Source organism: Corynebacterium spheniscorum, assembly GCF_900113445.1.
GTDB lineage: Bacteria > Actinomycetota > Actinomycetes > Mycobacteriales > Mycobacteriaceae > Corynebacterium > Corynebacterium spheniscorum.
Genome location: NZ_FOPJ01000002.1, coordinates 264081 through 278453, shown reverse-complemented (window position 1 = coordinate 278453; position 14373 = coordinate 264081). Strand labels below are relative to the sequence as shown.

Below are 14373 nucleotides of genomic sequence, written 5' to 3'. Positions count from 1 at the left end.
CCCAACTGCTGTTATGAATGCAGGTTCGAGATGAGGAGACGGTGACTTGCCCAATGATGAGCGATTTGATGAAGCATGCGGTGTCTCGCGGTTGGACTCCGCGTGATCTGACCCACGTATTAGGTCCGGAGATCCACCTGTGGTTAAGCCACTTCGCACCACTATTGCTTGCTTATGCCCCTACCCCGGCTATCCAAGCAGCTTGGGCGGATATGCTTCAGCGTTCGGATGCACCGGAGCAGGCGGAGGAGGAATTGGCACGCCTTGGAGGACCTGGGAATCAAGCATTAGCTCATGGTCTGGCAGCACTTCCTCGCCTACCGGATGAACTTTATGATGCGGGCAAACTGCGAGAATCACTGAATTTTGGGGGGATCCAGCGACTCCATGAGCTCATCTCCACCGCTGATGAGCCGGGTTTCTTGCTGTACTACCAGCACATATTGCGCGAAGAAGATCGCGTGCATGAACTACTGGTTGAAGAGTTTGAGCAGGTACTGCCTCAGGTGGTGTGTGGGCGCGTGTACCTAGATCGTGATGCTGCACCGGATTTGAAGCTGGTGCTAAGCACCATCGCCTATCACAGTGACTGTGCGTGCATTTCAGTCGCAGATGAAATGATTGTCCTAGTGCTGGGCACGCACTCGGATGTACACCACGTACTGAGCTTGTTTGAAGCACTTAGCGATCGCTTAGATGCTGACGATATTGAGTTGGTCCTCGCAGATGCCGCGCATTTTTTCTACACCTTGCGTGCGGCTGATTTCTCGCGCGCTGCCCAAGGCGTGGATTATCTGCGGGCGCGGTTATTCCGTGCCTGTGATCTGTTGTGTGTCTTCTACCCGCAGTTGGCGCGCAGTGGACTCCCGCCTTATGCCTAGGTGCTAGAAAGAGAGATTATGAGTAGCTCCTATGAAATTGAGACGAAGTTCGAGGTGGAGGCCGATACCGCGCTTCCGGATCTCACCACCATTGATGGTGTTGCACAGCTGGGGGAAAAGCAGTGTTTTCATCTCTCCGCTTTATATGTTGACACCCAAGACCTAGCTCTTACTCGGGCGAAGATCACCATGCGGCGGCGCACCGGCGGGAAGGATGCTGGCTGGCATATTAAATTGCCGGCCTCAGGCCCGCATTCTGGGCGGAAAGAAATCCACGCTGATCTCTCAGCAGCACCTGAACCGGCGGTGGGACAAGAAGTGCAGATCCCATCGGAGTTTCGGGACACGATTAGCGCGGTTACGGGTGGGGCAAAGCTGTATCTCATCGCGCAGGTCGGTAATGACCGCGAGGAAACCCAGCTGCTGGACGCGAGTGGGCGTGCCATCATGGAATTCTGTGATGACCGCGTCAGCACGCAGTGTTTCTTGCCAGGCGGGAAGCCTCAGCGTTGGCGGGAATGGGAAGTGGAATTAGCAGAAGGCGTCGATGAGGTCGCCGACCTCCTGCGTGCCTGCGAAAGCACCTTGGTAGCAGCTGGGGCGAAGGTTGCTTCCTCGCCTTCTAAGCTGCTGAGTGCTTTAGGTGATGTGGCGCCTTAGTCCTCATCCCATTCATCGTCTTGGGCGTCGGCGGCGGCGTTGCGCTGCTCAGCGATGTCCAGGGCGTGGCGGGCTTCTTCTTCGGAATCATAGGGGCCCATGCGGTTTTCCCACCCGGATTGCTTGCCTTGGGTAACCTCGCCGGTAGCGACATTGTAGTACCACTTGTGGTCGGCCTTGGCCATGATGTCATCAGCTCCTTCAACTGTGCTCTTATTTGCTGACAGGCTACCGCTAGAGTGAGAGTGTTTGCAGTTTGAGGGGGAAACTTGAATGAAAGGAAGCGACAGCCTCATGGCCCAACGGCCCACCGGTAGTGCTGAACTACGAGACCTGGCAGCTGGTTATCACGAAAGCCTTTATGGTTGCGAGGCAACCGCGCTTGCTTGTGTCCCGGGGACCGCCGCATTGCTTGGCGAATATACCGATGCCTGCGGCGGGGTGGTGCTGTTGACCCTGGTGGGTCGCTATGTGGTTGTTTCGCTCTCCCCACGAAAAGACCAAACCCTCAGTATCCGGCTGCTCCAAGAAGGCGCAGCGGATGCGAGCCCGATTACTGCCTCGATCAGCCTAAAAGAGGTTGATGATGTAGCTACTCAACATAATGAGCAGCGTGCGCAGGAAAGCCGCGGGCGGCGGCGTGGCACCCCGGCGAAGCAAGCCCCACACAAGGAGCTTCCGCAGCCGGGTACCCCTCAGGCCTTGGCTTATCGGGTAGGTGGGGTGTTGCATTCCTTAGCGGCCCGCCAGCTCATTCCGCGTAGTCACTATGGCTTCAGTATCAGCATTGTCAGCACCATCCCCTCCGGTGTTGGCCTGGGGGCATTGCATTCCCTAGATGCTGCTTTGGGGTTGGCGGTGTGTAGTGAACATATCGACATTTCCGAAGCCCCCAACTTGGCGAAAATTTCTGAGGCCTTGGATCATGCCTTGGGGATTTTCACCCAGGATGCGGTGATGCCGGCACGGCATACCGCGGCACTGCGAGGTAAGGGAAAGTTCACTGCGGTAGTGGACTATGCGGATGGGTCGCTTACCCAAGCCCCGCATCCAAGTACTACTGGCTTGGATCTCTACCTGCGAAGCAGCACCAGCCTCACCCCGGGCGACACTTTAGGTGCGGGCCCCAGCTGTTATCCGGAGCTTTTGCGCGCGCGAAGCTTCTTTGCCCAAGCGGCAGCGGCTTTTGGTACTGAATCTCTCCGCCTCCTACCGGATGCGCATTCGCGCACCTTGGATTGGTTACGTGCGGTCCATAGCGTACAAGGCGCAGAAAATGTGCCCAGCATTGTGGATGCGGATACCTGGTTATCGTGGTGGGATCTAGAAACTCAGCGCGCCCAACAGCTTGCCGGTGCGCTTCGCTCCCGGCGCCATGAGGATGCTCTTAGCCTGGTCAATGATTCCCAAGCACAATTAGCTCTGAGCTACGCCTTTGATGATTCTTTGGTGCGCGAGTGCCTCAAACAGGGTGCTGCAAGTGCTCGGCTAAGCACGCTTTATAAGAACACACCCGCAGCACTAGCCTGGGTACGCCGCGAAGATGATTTTTCTGCTGAGGCAATCAAACTTGGCCGTGGTGAAGACGCCACGGTGCATAATGCCAACCAGAATTAAGGTTTGTGGGCGAATGAGTTGGCCTATAAGCCGGATTCTGTTCCCCGCGTGCTTAAGCGCGGTTCGGTGAACATCCATCTAGGGCGAACCATTGCTGGTTGCCTCAAGCAGCTACCCACAGGCTAGGCGAGCAGCCTTTAAGCGCCTGTGCCGCGACACACCAAGGTATGTCGTGTTTTGCCTTGCTCCCGGTGGGGTTTACCTGGCCGGGGCAGTCACCTGCCCCGCCGGTGCGCTCTTACCGCACCCTTTCACCCTTACCCCTACCGAAGTAGGGGCGGTTTACTTTCTGTTGCACATGCCCTCGGGTCACCCCGGGTTGCCGTTAGCAATCACCGTGCTCTGTGGAGTCCGGACTTTCCTCGACCACTTGCCTACACCGCACCCAAAGGTGAGGTGTGGTTCAAGGATCGCGATCACCCAGCCAACTCATTCGCAAGAGGGAAGCTTACACGCCCTGAAGGTGTCCCGTCTCATTTACCCGACGCACGCAAGCACCCGCGCTGGGCGGATAAAACTCGATCTCGGAGATACCTGCTGGGTCGAGGAAAAAACGATTAACCGAACCGGGTCCAGCACCCAGGGCTTGGCATACCAAGGCCTTAATCACATTGACGTGGCTGACTACCACCAAGGTGTTGCCGCTGTAGTGGCGGTTTAAACCATTCCGCCAGGTACGCACACGTTGGTAGAGCTCGCGGATGCTTTCGCCTTCCGGTGGGGCATTATCGGCGGGGTTATCCACCCACGCTTCATGCAGTGTGGGATCCTGCTGGCGGGCTTGGGCGAAGGTGAGCCCTTCCCAGGTGCCGAAGTTCAATTCCTTGAGCGCCTCAGCTTCTTTGAGCTGAACTTCTCCCAGTTCTGCTTGGATGATCTGCGCGGTTTCCTTCGCCCGCGATAAAGGCGAGCTGAAAATCGCGGCAACCTCATGGCCATCTAGTATCTCGGCAAGTCGGGTGGCACTGCGCTTGGCTTGGGTTCGACCCTTCTCGGTGAGCTCTGGATCACCCCAACCGCTATAGCGAAGCTGGGTGGAGAACTCGGTTTCCCCATGGCGGATGAGGAAAAACCGCAAGGGTTCTTCTTTATGACCGGCCCAATGCGAAGGCGAGCGCACCGGCTGGGCAGCATCCTCCACCGAAGCATTCCCAGCCGCAGCACGCTCCGGCGCTTCCCCTAAAAACCCGGGCTTGGCGCCATCAGCGAGGGCATCCATGGCGAGGTTCGCGAGGGCATCTGCGCGGGCATTGTCCTTACGCGGAATCCATTGGAAACTAACCTGCCCGATCTCGCGAACCAGGGCTTGGGCTTCTTTAGCTAATGCGGCCATATCTGGGTGCTTGATTTTCCAACGCCCAGACATTTGCTCCACCACCAACTTGGAGTCCATATAGACCTCCACTTCGGTGGCACCCATCTCTTTGGCGGCGCGCAGCCCATTGATCACGCTGTGGTATTCGGCCACATTATTGGTGGCTTTGCCCACCACATAGGACATTTCTTTAAGGATTTTTTGGCGCGCGCCATCATAAATAACGGTGCCGGAGCCGGCGATGCCGGGGTTGCCGCGGGAACCACCATCGGATTCAATGCACAATTTCATCTAGGAGCTGCTCCCCTTCTAGTTCTGCAGCGAGGTGCGCACCAACAAGGTGGCGCAATTGGGGCATTCGGCAACCTCATCTTCGGGCAGGTTCCTAATGCGGGTGCGGTCATTAGCCGGCAACATCATATGGCAACCCCCGCAGCTACGACCATTGAAGAAAGCAGCGCCCACACCGTATTCCTTATAGGCGGCGTCATAGGCCTCAAGTAATTCCTCGGGCAATTCACCGCGGATACGCTCAATATCTTCGATGATATTTTCCTCACTGAGGTGGTGGCGGGATTCCGCGGCCGCATCGCGAGCACGCGTTGCTAAATCAACCTTCTTATTCAGTTCATCCAGCCGCGCACCATGATTGTCATGGTTAGAGCGCAAGGCATGGATCTCATTATGTGCTTCGGCCAATTCGCTCAGCAGATCCGCGATCCGGGATTTCGCCGAATACTCATCATGTTCCAGGTCGCGGCGTTTTTCCGGGTCACTGGTGGCGCGCAATGCTTCGCGATCATCGGCGACTCGGCGACGGAGTTTGCGCTCATCGGCTTGGATGCGCAGAATCTCGGTTTCCATATCCTCCACCGCCATCGCGGCACTAGCGGCGGCATCGCGTAGGCGGCGTTGTTGTTCCAGCAACTCATCGAGTTCGGCTTGCTCCGGGGTGATGATTTCCGCACCGCCGGCTTCTAATTGGCGGCGAATAATCGCCATGTGCAGGAGGTTGCGTTGGATTTCCGGTGCGAATTTCATGGGGGTGTTCTTCCTTCAACAGAGAGCAAAGAGAGGTTTAAGTCGGAGATTTTAGTGTAGGCCTAGCCGCGCTGAGCCCCCATTGTCCAAGGGTCGCTGCGGTGATCCACGATGATGGTCTCCACCCCAGCTTCGCGGCCAATCAGCTCCGCGGCTTGGCTGGTCCACGGGAATTCGCTGGCCCAGTGCGCGGTATCAATCACCGGCACTCCCCCGGCGCGCAGGTACTCATCAACCGGGTGGTGGCGCAGATCAGAGGTTAAATAGGCATCCACATCCAGCCCGCGCACCAGGTCCAAGAAGCTATCGCCGGAACCAGAGCACACCGCTACTTTTTGGATGAGCTGTTCTGGGTCACCAGTAGCGCGCACCCCCCACGCGGTTTGGGGCAAGGTATTTGCCACGCGCTGCACAAAATCGCCTAGCCGCATGGGTTCTGGCAACTTGCCGATGCGCCCAATACCTACCGCATTATCTGCCTCGGCATCTTCTTCCATCGCCACAATATGGAAGGCGGGTTCCTCATAGGGGTGGTGTTCCCGCAGGGCTGCCAAGATCTCGCGGCGACGAGAAGCAGGTGCAATGAATTCCACTTTTTCTTCCTCGCCGCGGTGTAGTACCCCAATCTCGCCTTCGGTGGGGTCCGCCCCGGGGCGGGGTTCGAATTGTCCTTCTCCCGTTGAAGAGAAAGAGCAGCGGCAATAGTTCCCAATCTCTCCTGCACCATGAGTGAAAAGGTGCGGAAGCACGTTCTCGGATGTCGCTAAGGGGAAATACACCGTCCAGGCATCGCGGGCGCCTTGAGATTGCGGGGCGAGCGGGCGCCCGGGGTGAAGCCCGAGGATCTCGCAGAGGTGATCGTTCACGCCGGGGCGCGCGGAATCGGCGTTGGTGTGCGCATTGAAAAGCGCAATGCCGCTGCGGATCAGCCGATGCAGCACCGCACCTTTGGGGGTGTCGGCGGCCACGGAGGAGACGGCTTTGAGCAACAGCGGGTGGTGCACAATAATCATCTGCGCCCCGGCAGCCTCGGCGGCTTCCACAACAGCCATATCGCATTCCAAGGCGAAGGCCACGCGTTGCACCTCGTTGTTGGGATCACCGCAGATCAACCCGTTTTTATCCCATTTTTCGGCGAGCTGCGGCGGGTAGGCGCGATCCATAATGCGGCGAATATCGGCGACAGTGATGCTCATAGTGTGCTGCTTCATCCCTTCCATTAGATGCAGTTTCTCAGCATAGCTGGCATGGTTGAGGCCGTGAGCTTCGTATTTTTCGACGTTGATGGCACTCTGATTGATTCCTACCCAGGTATTCGCGCTTCCTTTGTGCACGCAATGACCTCACTGGGGTATCCGCTGCCACCGGAGGATAAGATCCGCACCATCCCCGGCCCACCGATGGTGCAATCCCTGGCGCGCTTCGGGGTTCCGGAAGCGCAGCTCAGCGAGGGGTTGGCGCACTATATGTCCGCCACCGAGGGCGGGAATTGGAAGAAGTGTGAGCCCTATGCCGGGTTGCCGGAGTTACTGCCGCGCCTGGCGGAGGATTTCACCTTGGCGACGGCGACGAGTAAGTCGGAGCGCTTTGCGTTGAAGGTGTTGGAGCTTTTTGAGATGCGCGAGGCGTTTAGTTTTATTGGGGCGGCGCAGGAAAATGGGCCGCGGCGGGAAAAACACGATGTGATTGCGTATGTCCTAGATAAGCTAGAGCTCCATGGCCGCGAGTCGGAGATCCTCATGGTGGGTGATCGCCAGCATGATATTGCTGGTGCCGCGCAGTTTGGGATCCCCACTGTGGCCGTGAACTGGGGTTATGGGACGCCTGAGGAGTGGGCGGCCGCGCAGTATCGCGCAGATAGCCCAGCGCAGTTAGAGGAGATTATTTATGAGCACTTCGGCAACAAGCACTAACACCAGCAAGAGCAACCCAAGCAAGAGCAACCCAAGCAAGAGCAACCCGCTGACGCTGACCTTCGTGTGCACCGGAAATATTTGCCGCTCCCCCATGGCCGAGGTCATTTTCGCCCACGCCGTCGCCGAAGCGGGGTTGGCGGATCAGGTGCGCGCCATTTCCTGTGGCACCGGGGATTGGCATGTGGGGCAACAAGCCGATGAGCGCGCCCGCGCGGAACTCGCCGCCCACGGCTATGACGGGGAGGCGCATCGCGCCAGCCAATTTGGCCCCGAGGATGAGGCCGCGGATCTGATTGTGGCGCTGGATTCCGGGCACCGCGATCGCCTACTGCGCCGCGGGATGGATCCGAAGAAGGTGCGTTTGCTGCGCAGTTTTGATCCGGCTTCCCCTGCCGGTGCCAGCGTGGATGATCCCTACTATGGCGGCCCGGAGGGGTTCTCGCGTACCCGCGAGGAGATTGAGGCTGCGGTGCCTGGTTTGCTCGACTGGGCGAAGCAAAAAGTAGCGGAGCGCTAAGCTGGGTTGTTGTGAAAGCTCACAATCGGCGGAAAGGCTGGCGTGCCTTCTTAACACCCGGCTGGTTCCTCTCCCTGCTCGCAGTGTTGGTGTTCTCTTATTTCGCCTTCACTTTCCTCGCTCCCTGGCAGCTCGGCAAAGACGATGCCCTGGTGCACCGCAATGAGCAGATCGAGCGCGCCTTCAAAGAAAACCCCATCCCCTATGAAGAGGTGATGGGCACCGAGCACCAACTGCCTGCAGAAAAGGAATGGACGCGGGTCGCCATCCGCGGGCATTACCTGCCTGAAAGCGAAGTGCTCTTGCGCCTCCGCCCCGTAGAAGCCAACCCCGCCTTCCAATCCCTGGTGCCTTTCCAAAGCGATCAAGGTGCGATTATCTTGATCAACCGCGGTTATGAACCACCCATTGAAGGTGCCACCCCGCCGATCCCCAAGGCGCCCGCAGAAACCACCACGGTGGTGGGGGTGCTGCGCGCCGATGAGCAAAAGCCGAAGACCCAGCCCATGGAAGATGGCGGCTACCACCAGGTCTATGGCATTAATACCGAAGAGATTTCGCAGGTCACCGGCCAGGACCTGGTCGATGCCTGGGTGCAGCTTTCCCCCGATCAGCCAGGTTCGCTTCGCCCCATCCCCATCCCTAAGCTGGATCGCGGTTCGCACCTTTCTTATGGGCTGCAGTGGATTGCTTTTGGCATTATGGCCCCGCTCGGTTTGGGTTATTTCATCTACTCTGAGCTGCGCGAACGCCGCCGCGTGCGAGAAGAAGAAGCCGAGGTCCAAGCGGAAGCCACCGAAGAGCAGACCCCCGAAGAGGAAACTCCTGCAGAGGCCTCAGCGCCGGAAGCCTCAGCCCCGGAGGCCTCAGCCCCGGAGACGCGCTCCCGCGATGTGCGTTCGCGTTATGGTGGGCAGCACCCTGATCACTTCAGCAAATTAGGGCGCCGCAAACGCGAAAGGTTTTAAAAAAGGTGTCGCTCTTTAAACAAATCTTCTCCCCTACCCCGCGCTACTCCCCGATGCTGCGGTTTTTAAGCAAACATAGCGGGCTGATCCTCAACCGCAAGCTCAGCGAAGCCGAAATCCAAGAACTCGACGCCGCCGCCACCTCCGAACTCCACCCACTGCATGCACTGATCAGCACGCCCGGGCTATTCACCAATGTCGAACTGCTCAACGAAAGCACCGATGTCCTGCGCCTGCTCGAAAGCCTCGGCCTGCGCTTCCTCGCGGATTCCCCGACCCCGCATGGCAGCGTCTTTTCCCCGGAAGGGGACCGCTATATCGACTCTTGGGAGGCTTTGGCCGAGCCCCTGGCGCAGGTGCTTCCTAAGGGAACGTTGATTTCTCCCCCGTTTGCCGCGCGTAGTGGTTTTATTGCGCGAGTATCCCCTGATTGTGTGGCTGCCTTGGAGGCAGAAAAAGTGGTGCGCCCCGACGGGCTCGAACCGCCGACCTGCTGGGTGTAAACCAGCTGCTCTTCCAGCTGAGCTAGAGGCGCATGCGCATGCAAGCGTGTATGTGGGACCACGCATCGCAGCGACCGATTCACCATAGCACCACCGATGCCGAGGGTGAAATTTAGGTTCAGCTCTTTCGAATAGTCCCGACTTGTTCCAGGCAGGAGCCCTGCCAGGCACCAAAACGCTCCGCTTTGGTTTGCACCAAACCAGCTAATTGCGCGGACTCATTGATTACCCCGGGCACAATGTGTCCAGGCTTGCCGGCGCCGGGGGTCAGCAACCAAATGCGCCCATTGGGGGCCAGCGGACGGATGCTATCGACGAGGCCATCGACCAGGTCGCCATCTTCTTCCCGCCACCACATGAGGACCACGTCGCAGATTTCATCGGTGTCTTCATCAATGAGTTCTTCCCCGATGATGTCCTCGACTGCTTCCGAGATCGAGCTATCGCAATCTTCATCCCAGCCAACCTCTTGCACCGACTGGCCTGGGTTAACGCCCAGCTTCTGGACATAAGCGTGAGCTTGATTCTTATCGGTGGCCGCAGCGTCTGCCACGTTCGTGATCCTCCTCATATCTAAAGCACAACCTGTTGTTTAAACGCACATTACCGCGTATCAAACCAGCACGGCGCGTCCACGGTGGAACTCTGCCTCCCGTTACCCCCGTGCCCACCCCCACCCACGATCTCGAGCAAAGCACAGTTATTCCACCAGGTCACTAAAGGAACGTTGAAGGAACTTTATGACTGTGACGCTAAAGGTAGTATGCAAAGCAAAATATTCGCGATCTTCACACGCTTGCGAATGAGGAATATACACAGCAGCACATTTAGCCCGGTCACGGGGTTTTTGCAGATCACCGGCGATGTTTTCAACTCGGTTCACTTTTTCTAGGTCCATGCGGGGCTGCCAGAATTGCGCCGGGGCACGTATCCTAGGGGGAACATCAACAATTGCTTTCCCCTAGGAGGTTTGGAATGGCTGAGCACAAGCTCGGTGGCAAGCCGACCGACGACAGCAACTTCGCGATTATTCGTGATGGTGTTGCGTCTTATTTGAATGACTCCGACCCGGAGGAAACCCGCGAGTGGATGGATTCGCTCGACGGCTTGCTCGCTGAGTCCAGCCCGGAGCGCGCCCGTTACCTGATGCTGCGCCTGCTGGAGCGCGCATCCGCCAAGCGTGTTGCCCTACCGCCGATGCTCTCGACGGATTATGTCAACACCATCCCCACCTCCATGGAACCGGAATTCCCTGGTGATGAGGAAATTGAAAAGCGCTACCGCCGCTGGATGCGCTGGAATGCCGCCATCATGGTGCACCGTGCTCAACGCCCCGGAATTTCGGTGGGTGGCCACATCTCCACCTACGCCGGTGCCGCCCCGCTCTATGAAGTTGGCTTCAACCACTTCTTCCGCGGCAAGGATCACCCCGGCGGCGGCGACCACATCTTCTTCCAGGGCCACGCCTCCCCCGGTATTTATGCCCGCGCCTTCCTCGAAGGTCGCCTCACCGAAGATGACCTCGATGGCTTCCGCCAGGAAGTCTCCCGCCCCCAAGGTGGTCTGCCTTCCTACCCGCACCCGCATGGCATGCCAAAATTCTGGGAGTTCCCTACCGTGTCTATGGGTCTTGGCCCAATGGATGCGATTTACCAGGCACGCTTTAACCGCTACCTCCAAAACCGCGGCATCAAGGACACCTCCCAGCAGCACGTGTGGGCCTTCTTGGGTGATGGCGAAATGGATGAGCCGGAATCTCGTGGCCTCATCCAAATGGCAGCGCTGAATAACCTCGATAACCTGACCTTCGTTATTAACTGCAACCTGCAGCGTTTGGATGGTCCGGTGCGTGGCAATACCCAGATCATCCAGGAGCTGGAAAGCTTCTTCCGCGGTGCCGGCTGGTCCGTGATCAAGGTGGTGTGGGGCCGCGAATGGGATGAACTGCTGGAGAAGGATCAAGATGGTGCCCTGGTGCACATCATGAACACCACCCCAGATGGTGACTATCAAACCTTCAAGGCCAATGATGGCGCCTATGTGCGCGAACACTTCTTCGGCCGCGATCCGCGCACCCTAAAGCTTGTGGAAAACATGAGCGATGAAGATATTTGGCACCTGCGCCGCGGTGGCCATGACTACCGCAAGGTCTATGCCGCCTATCAGCGCGCCATGAACACCAAGGATCGCCCGACCGTGATCCTGGCGCACACCATTAAGGGCTACGGTCTCGGCCACAACTTCGAGGGCCGCAATGCGACCCACCAGATGAAGAAGCTGAGCCTCGAAGACCTCAAGCTCTTCCGCGATAAGCAGGGCATTCCGATTTCGGATGCGGACCTGGAGAAGGATCCGAAGCTGCCGCCCTACTACCACCCCGGCAAGGATTCCGAAGAAATCAAGTACATGCTGGAGCGCCGCAAGGAGCTCGGCGGCTTCCTGCCGGAACGCCGCACCAGCTATGAGCCGATCCAGGTTCCTTCCCTAGATAAGCTGCGCACCGTCCGCAAGGGTTCCGGTAAGCAAGAAGTGGCCACCACCATGGCTGTGGTGCGTACCTTCAAGGAGCTCATGCGCGATAAGGTGATTCAGCAGCGCCTGGTGCCGATCATCCCGGATGAGGCCCGTACCTTTGGCATGGACTCCTGGTTCCCGACCTTGAAGATCTACAACCCGCATGGCCAAAACTATGTGCCGGTGGACCATGATCTGATGCTGAGCTACCGCGAAGCAACCGATGGTCAGATCCTGCACGAAGGCATCAACGAAGCCGGCTCGGTGGCCTCCTTCATTGCTGCGGGCACCAGCTACGCCACGCACGGCGAAGCGATGATTCCGCTGTATATCTTCTACTCGATGTTCGGCTTCCAGCGCACCGGTGACTCCATCTGGGCCGCTGCTGACCAAATGGCCCGCGGCTTCCTCTTCGGCGCTACCGCTGGGCGCACCACCCTCACCGGTGAAGGCCTGCAGCACATGGATGGCCACTCCCCCATCCTGGCCTCCACCAACCCGGCTGTGGTGTCCTATGACCCGGCCTTCGCCTATGAAGTCGCGCACCTGGTGCATGAAGGCATTGACCGCATGTACGGCCCCGGCCGCGGCGAAGATGTCATCTACTACATGACCATCTACAACGAGCCGGTGCACCAGCCCGCCGAACCCGAGGACCTGGACGTAGAGGGCCTGCACAAGGGCATCTACCTCTTCGAAAAGGCTGAGGGCGGCAAGCATGAGGCCAGCATCCTGGCATCCGGTATTGGTATGCAGGCTGCCTTGAAGGCCCGCGAGCTGCTCAAGGAATACGATGTGGCCGCGAATATCTTCTCGGTGACCTCCTGGACCGAGCTGGCTCGCGAAGGTACCGCACGCACCCAAGAGAAGCTGCGCTACCCGGATGAGAAGCTGCCAGAGCCCTTCTGCACCCAGCAGCTGAAGAAGGCTTCCGGCCCCTATGTGGGTGTCTCGGACTTCGCCAGTGACCTGCAGGAATCCATCCGCAAGCTGGTTCCGGGTGACTACACCACGCTAGGTACCGATGGTTTCGGTTTCTCCGATACCCGCCCGGCTGCCCGCCGCTTCTTCAATGTGGATGCGGAGTCCATTACCGTGGCGATCCTGGCTGCGCTGGGTCGTGCCGGTGAGATCGACCGCTCCGTGGCCGCTGAGGCTGCGAAGAAGTACAAGCTAGATGACCCGACTGTTGTGTAGCTTCTTGGCTTAAGCCCTAAGAGCACCGCCGTAACGCTATGTGGAAGCGTTGCGGCGGTGTTCTTTTGGGTTTGGGCGCGGGCTACTTGCGTTGGGGGGGGGAGGCAGGCGCGGCAAACCCCAGCCTCTTGGCGAGGTGCGCGGGGCGTGCGCGGCGTAAGGTACGGGTCTCGGGGAAGCTAGCGGCGGCATTGGACGGTGACGCCGAGGAGCCCATCGAGGGCAGTATTGACCGCCTCCGGGGCCTCCAAAATGATCATGTGGCCGGCGTCATGGACCACATCCAGGCGGGCCTGGGGCCAGAGTTCTTTGATGCGGCGGGCCTGCGAAATTGGGGTAACCCCATCTTTATCCCCCACCATGATTCTCCCACGGATATCCCGCAGATAGGGTGCGGCTTGATCTTCTTGATGTTCCTGGAGATCGTCGAGGAAGCCGATGAAGGTTTCCAGCGGCGTCTCATTGATCATCGCGGCGTGGAACTCGATGAGGTTGTAGTTGGTGGGGCGCCGGAAGACGGTGGCTGCCAATGCCGGGGCGAGAATCGCCGCAGCTTCCTGGCGTAATTGCGCGGCTTCCTCTGGGGAAGTCTCCATCGCGGAGCGCACCTTTTCTGCCACGGGGGTTTTGAGCAGTTGCGGAAGCCCGCGGGCAGCGAGCGCATCGATGGAGGTAGAAACCAGGACCATTCCGGCAACGCGTTGGCGTTCTTGCTCGCTCATGCGGCGCAACACTGCGAAGGCGACGAGGCCGCCGAGGGAATGACCAACCAAAATAATGGGTGAATCATCCTGGGCGCAGTGGCGGATGGTCGCGATGACATCATCGGCAGCGTAGTCCACTGAGCACTCTTGGACCGGGGTTGTTCCGGTGCGCCCGTGGCCGCGAAGATCCATCAGTAGACTGCGGACTTGAGGCCAGTGGCGGCGGAGGTGCTTAGCCTGCAGGAAGAAGCTTTCTGCCGAAAGGGTGAAGCCGTGGATGAAGACCACCGTGGCCTGTGGATGGGTGGGTTCGGTGCCGACATAGTAGGCAATGTGTTTGCCATGGGATTCGACGTAGCCTTCGCGGTCGACGTTGTCGAGCCCGGGTTCTACAGCTCGGGTGTGTAGCTTGGCGTGTTCGAGGGCAAGGCGGCGGCGACCGCTTGGGGTCATCCGCCAGCTCACGCTGCGGCCAACTTGGCGCCAATACTCCGGGCTGAGTCTCATAGGGACCAGCCTATTCTGTGACCCAGGCGCGAA

The 14373-nt window shown here is 58.7% G+C and carries 13 protein-coding genes, 1 tRNA gene and 1 other RNA gene; 7 read left to right on the top strand and 8 right to left on the bottom strand.

Features of this window, described 5'->3' with window-relative positions:
• Window positions 1-53: 53 nt before the first annotated feature.
• Both BMZ01_RS02805 and BMZ01_RS02800 read left to right on the top strand, forming a co-directional pair.
• Window positions 54-881, top strand: a complete 828-nt coding sequence (locus BMZ01_RS02805) for a hypothetical protein (RefSeq protein ID WP_092284179.1) — start codon at window positions 54-56, stop codon at window positions 879-881.
• Window positions 882-899: 18 nt separating this feature from the next.
• The gene (locus tag BMZ01_RS02800; protein ID WP_092284177.1) at window positions 900-1541 is read left to right on the top strand and encodes a CYTH domain-containing protein; all 642 of its coding nucleotides are present in this window, start codon (window positions 900-902) and stop codon (window positions 1539-1541) included.
• On the opposite strand, the gene BMZ01_RS11495 is transcribed toward BMZ01_RS02800, so the two are convergent.
• The gene (locus BMZ01_RS11495; protein WP_092284174.1) at window positions 1538-1726 is read right to left on the bottom strand and encodes a hypothetical protein; all 189 of its coding nucleotides are present in this window, start codon (window positions 1724-1726) and stop codon (window positions 1538-1540) included. The two genes, BMZ01_RS02800 and BMZ01_RS11495, sit on opposite strands and share 4 nt — an antisense overlap.
• A gap of 109 nt (window positions 1727-1835) precedes the next feature.
• On the opposite strand from BMZ01_RS11495, the gene BMZ01_RS02790 reads away from it, so the two are divergent.
• Complete coding sequence (locus BMZ01_RS02790) at window positions 1836-3158, top strand: galactokinase family protein (protein ID WP_177180025.1); 1323 nt, start codon at window positions 1836-1838, stop codon at window positions 3156-3158.
• A gap of 10 nt (window positions 3159-3168) precedes the next feature.
• On the opposite strand, the gene rnpB is transcribed toward BMZ01_RS02790, so the two are convergent.
• The 4 genes from rnpB to BMZ01_RS02770 all read right to left on the bottom strand — a co-directional run bounded on the left by rnpB (window position 3169) and on the right by BMZ01_RS02770 (window position 6710).
• Window positions 3169-3590: RNase P RNA component class A (gene rnpB, locus BMZ01_RS02785), an RNA gene on the bottom strand.
• 16 nt (window positions 3591-3606) lie between these two features.
• A complete protein-coding gene (locus BMZ01_RS02780; RefSeq protein ID WP_092284170.1) occupies window positions 3607-4764 on the bottom strand; it encodes a bifunctional RNase H/acid phosphatase in 1158 nt (385 codons plus the stop codon).
• An 18-nt stretch (window positions 4765-4782) separates the two neighbouring features.
• Window positions 4783-5514: a zinc ribbon domain-containing protein gene (locus BMZ01_RS02775; protein ID WP_092284168.1), complete on the bottom strand. Its 732-nt coding sequence runs from the start codon at window positions 5512-5514 to the stop codon at window positions 4783-4785.
• 62 nt (window positions 5515-5576) lie between these two features.
• Complete coding sequence (locus BMZ01_RS02770; protein WP_092284256.1) at window positions 5577-6710, bottom strand: Nif3-like dinuclear metal center hexameric protein; 1134 nt, start codon at window positions 6708-6710, stop codon at window positions 5577-5579.
• Between the two features lie 51 nt (window positions 6711-6761).
• On the opposite strand from BMZ01_RS02770, the gene BMZ01_RS02765 reads away from it, so the two are divergent.
• The 3 genes from BMZ01_RS02765 to BMZ01_RS02755 are packed head-to-tail and all read left to right on the top strand — an operon-like array spanning window position 6762 to window position 8915.
• The gene (locus BMZ01_RS02765; RefSeq protein WP_092284166.1) at window positions 6762-7427 is read left to right on the top strand and encodes an HAD-IA family hydrolase; all 666 of its coding nucleotides are present in this window, start codon (window positions 6762-6764) and stop codon (window positions 7425-7427) included.
• The gene (locus BMZ01_RS02760) at window positions 7402-7947 is read left to right on the top strand and encodes a low molecular weight protein-tyrosine-phosphatase (protein WP_092284164.1); all 546 of its coding nucleotides are present in this window, start codon (window positions 7402-7404) and stop codon (window positions 7945-7947) included. Before BMZ01_RS02765 ends, BMZ01_RS02760 begins: the two co-directional genes overlap by 26 nt.
• Before the next feature lie 11 nt (window positions 7948-7958).
• The gene (locus BMZ01_RS02755) at window positions 7959-8915 is read left to right on the top strand and encodes an SURF1 family cytochrome oxidase biogenesis protein (RefSeq protein WP_092284162.1); all 957 of its coding nucleotides are present in this window, start codon (window positions 7959-7961) and stop codon (window positions 8913-8915) included.
• A gap of 459 nt (window positions 8916-9374) precedes the next feature.
• Here BMZ01_RS02755 and BMZ01_RS02750 read toward each other — a convergent pair.
• Together BMZ01_RS02750 and BMZ01_RS02745 are read right to left on the bottom strand one after the other, a co-directional pair.
• A tRNA-Val gene (locus tag BMZ01_RS02750) sits at window positions 9375-9450 on the bottom strand.
• 86 nt (window positions 9451-9536) lie between these two features.
• Window positions 9537-9917, bottom strand: a complete 381-nt coding sequence (locus BMZ01_RS02745; protein WP_223846008.1) for a DUF3052 domain-containing protein — start codon at window positions 9915-9917, stop codon at window positions 9537-9539.
• 476 nt (window positions 9918-10393) lie between these two features.
• On the opposite strand from BMZ01_RS02745, the gene aceE reads away from it, so the two are divergent.
• Complete coding sequence (aceE, locus tag BMZ01_RS02740) at window positions 10394-13129, top strand: pyruvate dehydrogenase (acetyl-transferring), homodimeric type (RefSeq protein WP_092284158.1); 2736 nt, start codon at window positions 10394-10396, stop codon at window positions 13127-13129.
• Window positions 13130-13308: 179 nt separating this feature from the next.
• Here the strand turns inward: aceE and BMZ01_RS02735 are convergent, their stop codons facing one another.
• A complete protein-coding gene (locus BMZ01_RS02735) occupies window positions 13309-14340 on the bottom strand; it encodes an alpha/beta fold hydrolase (protein WP_092284156.1) in 1032 nt (343 codons plus the stop codon).
• Window positions 14341-14373 lie beyond the last annotated feature (33 nt).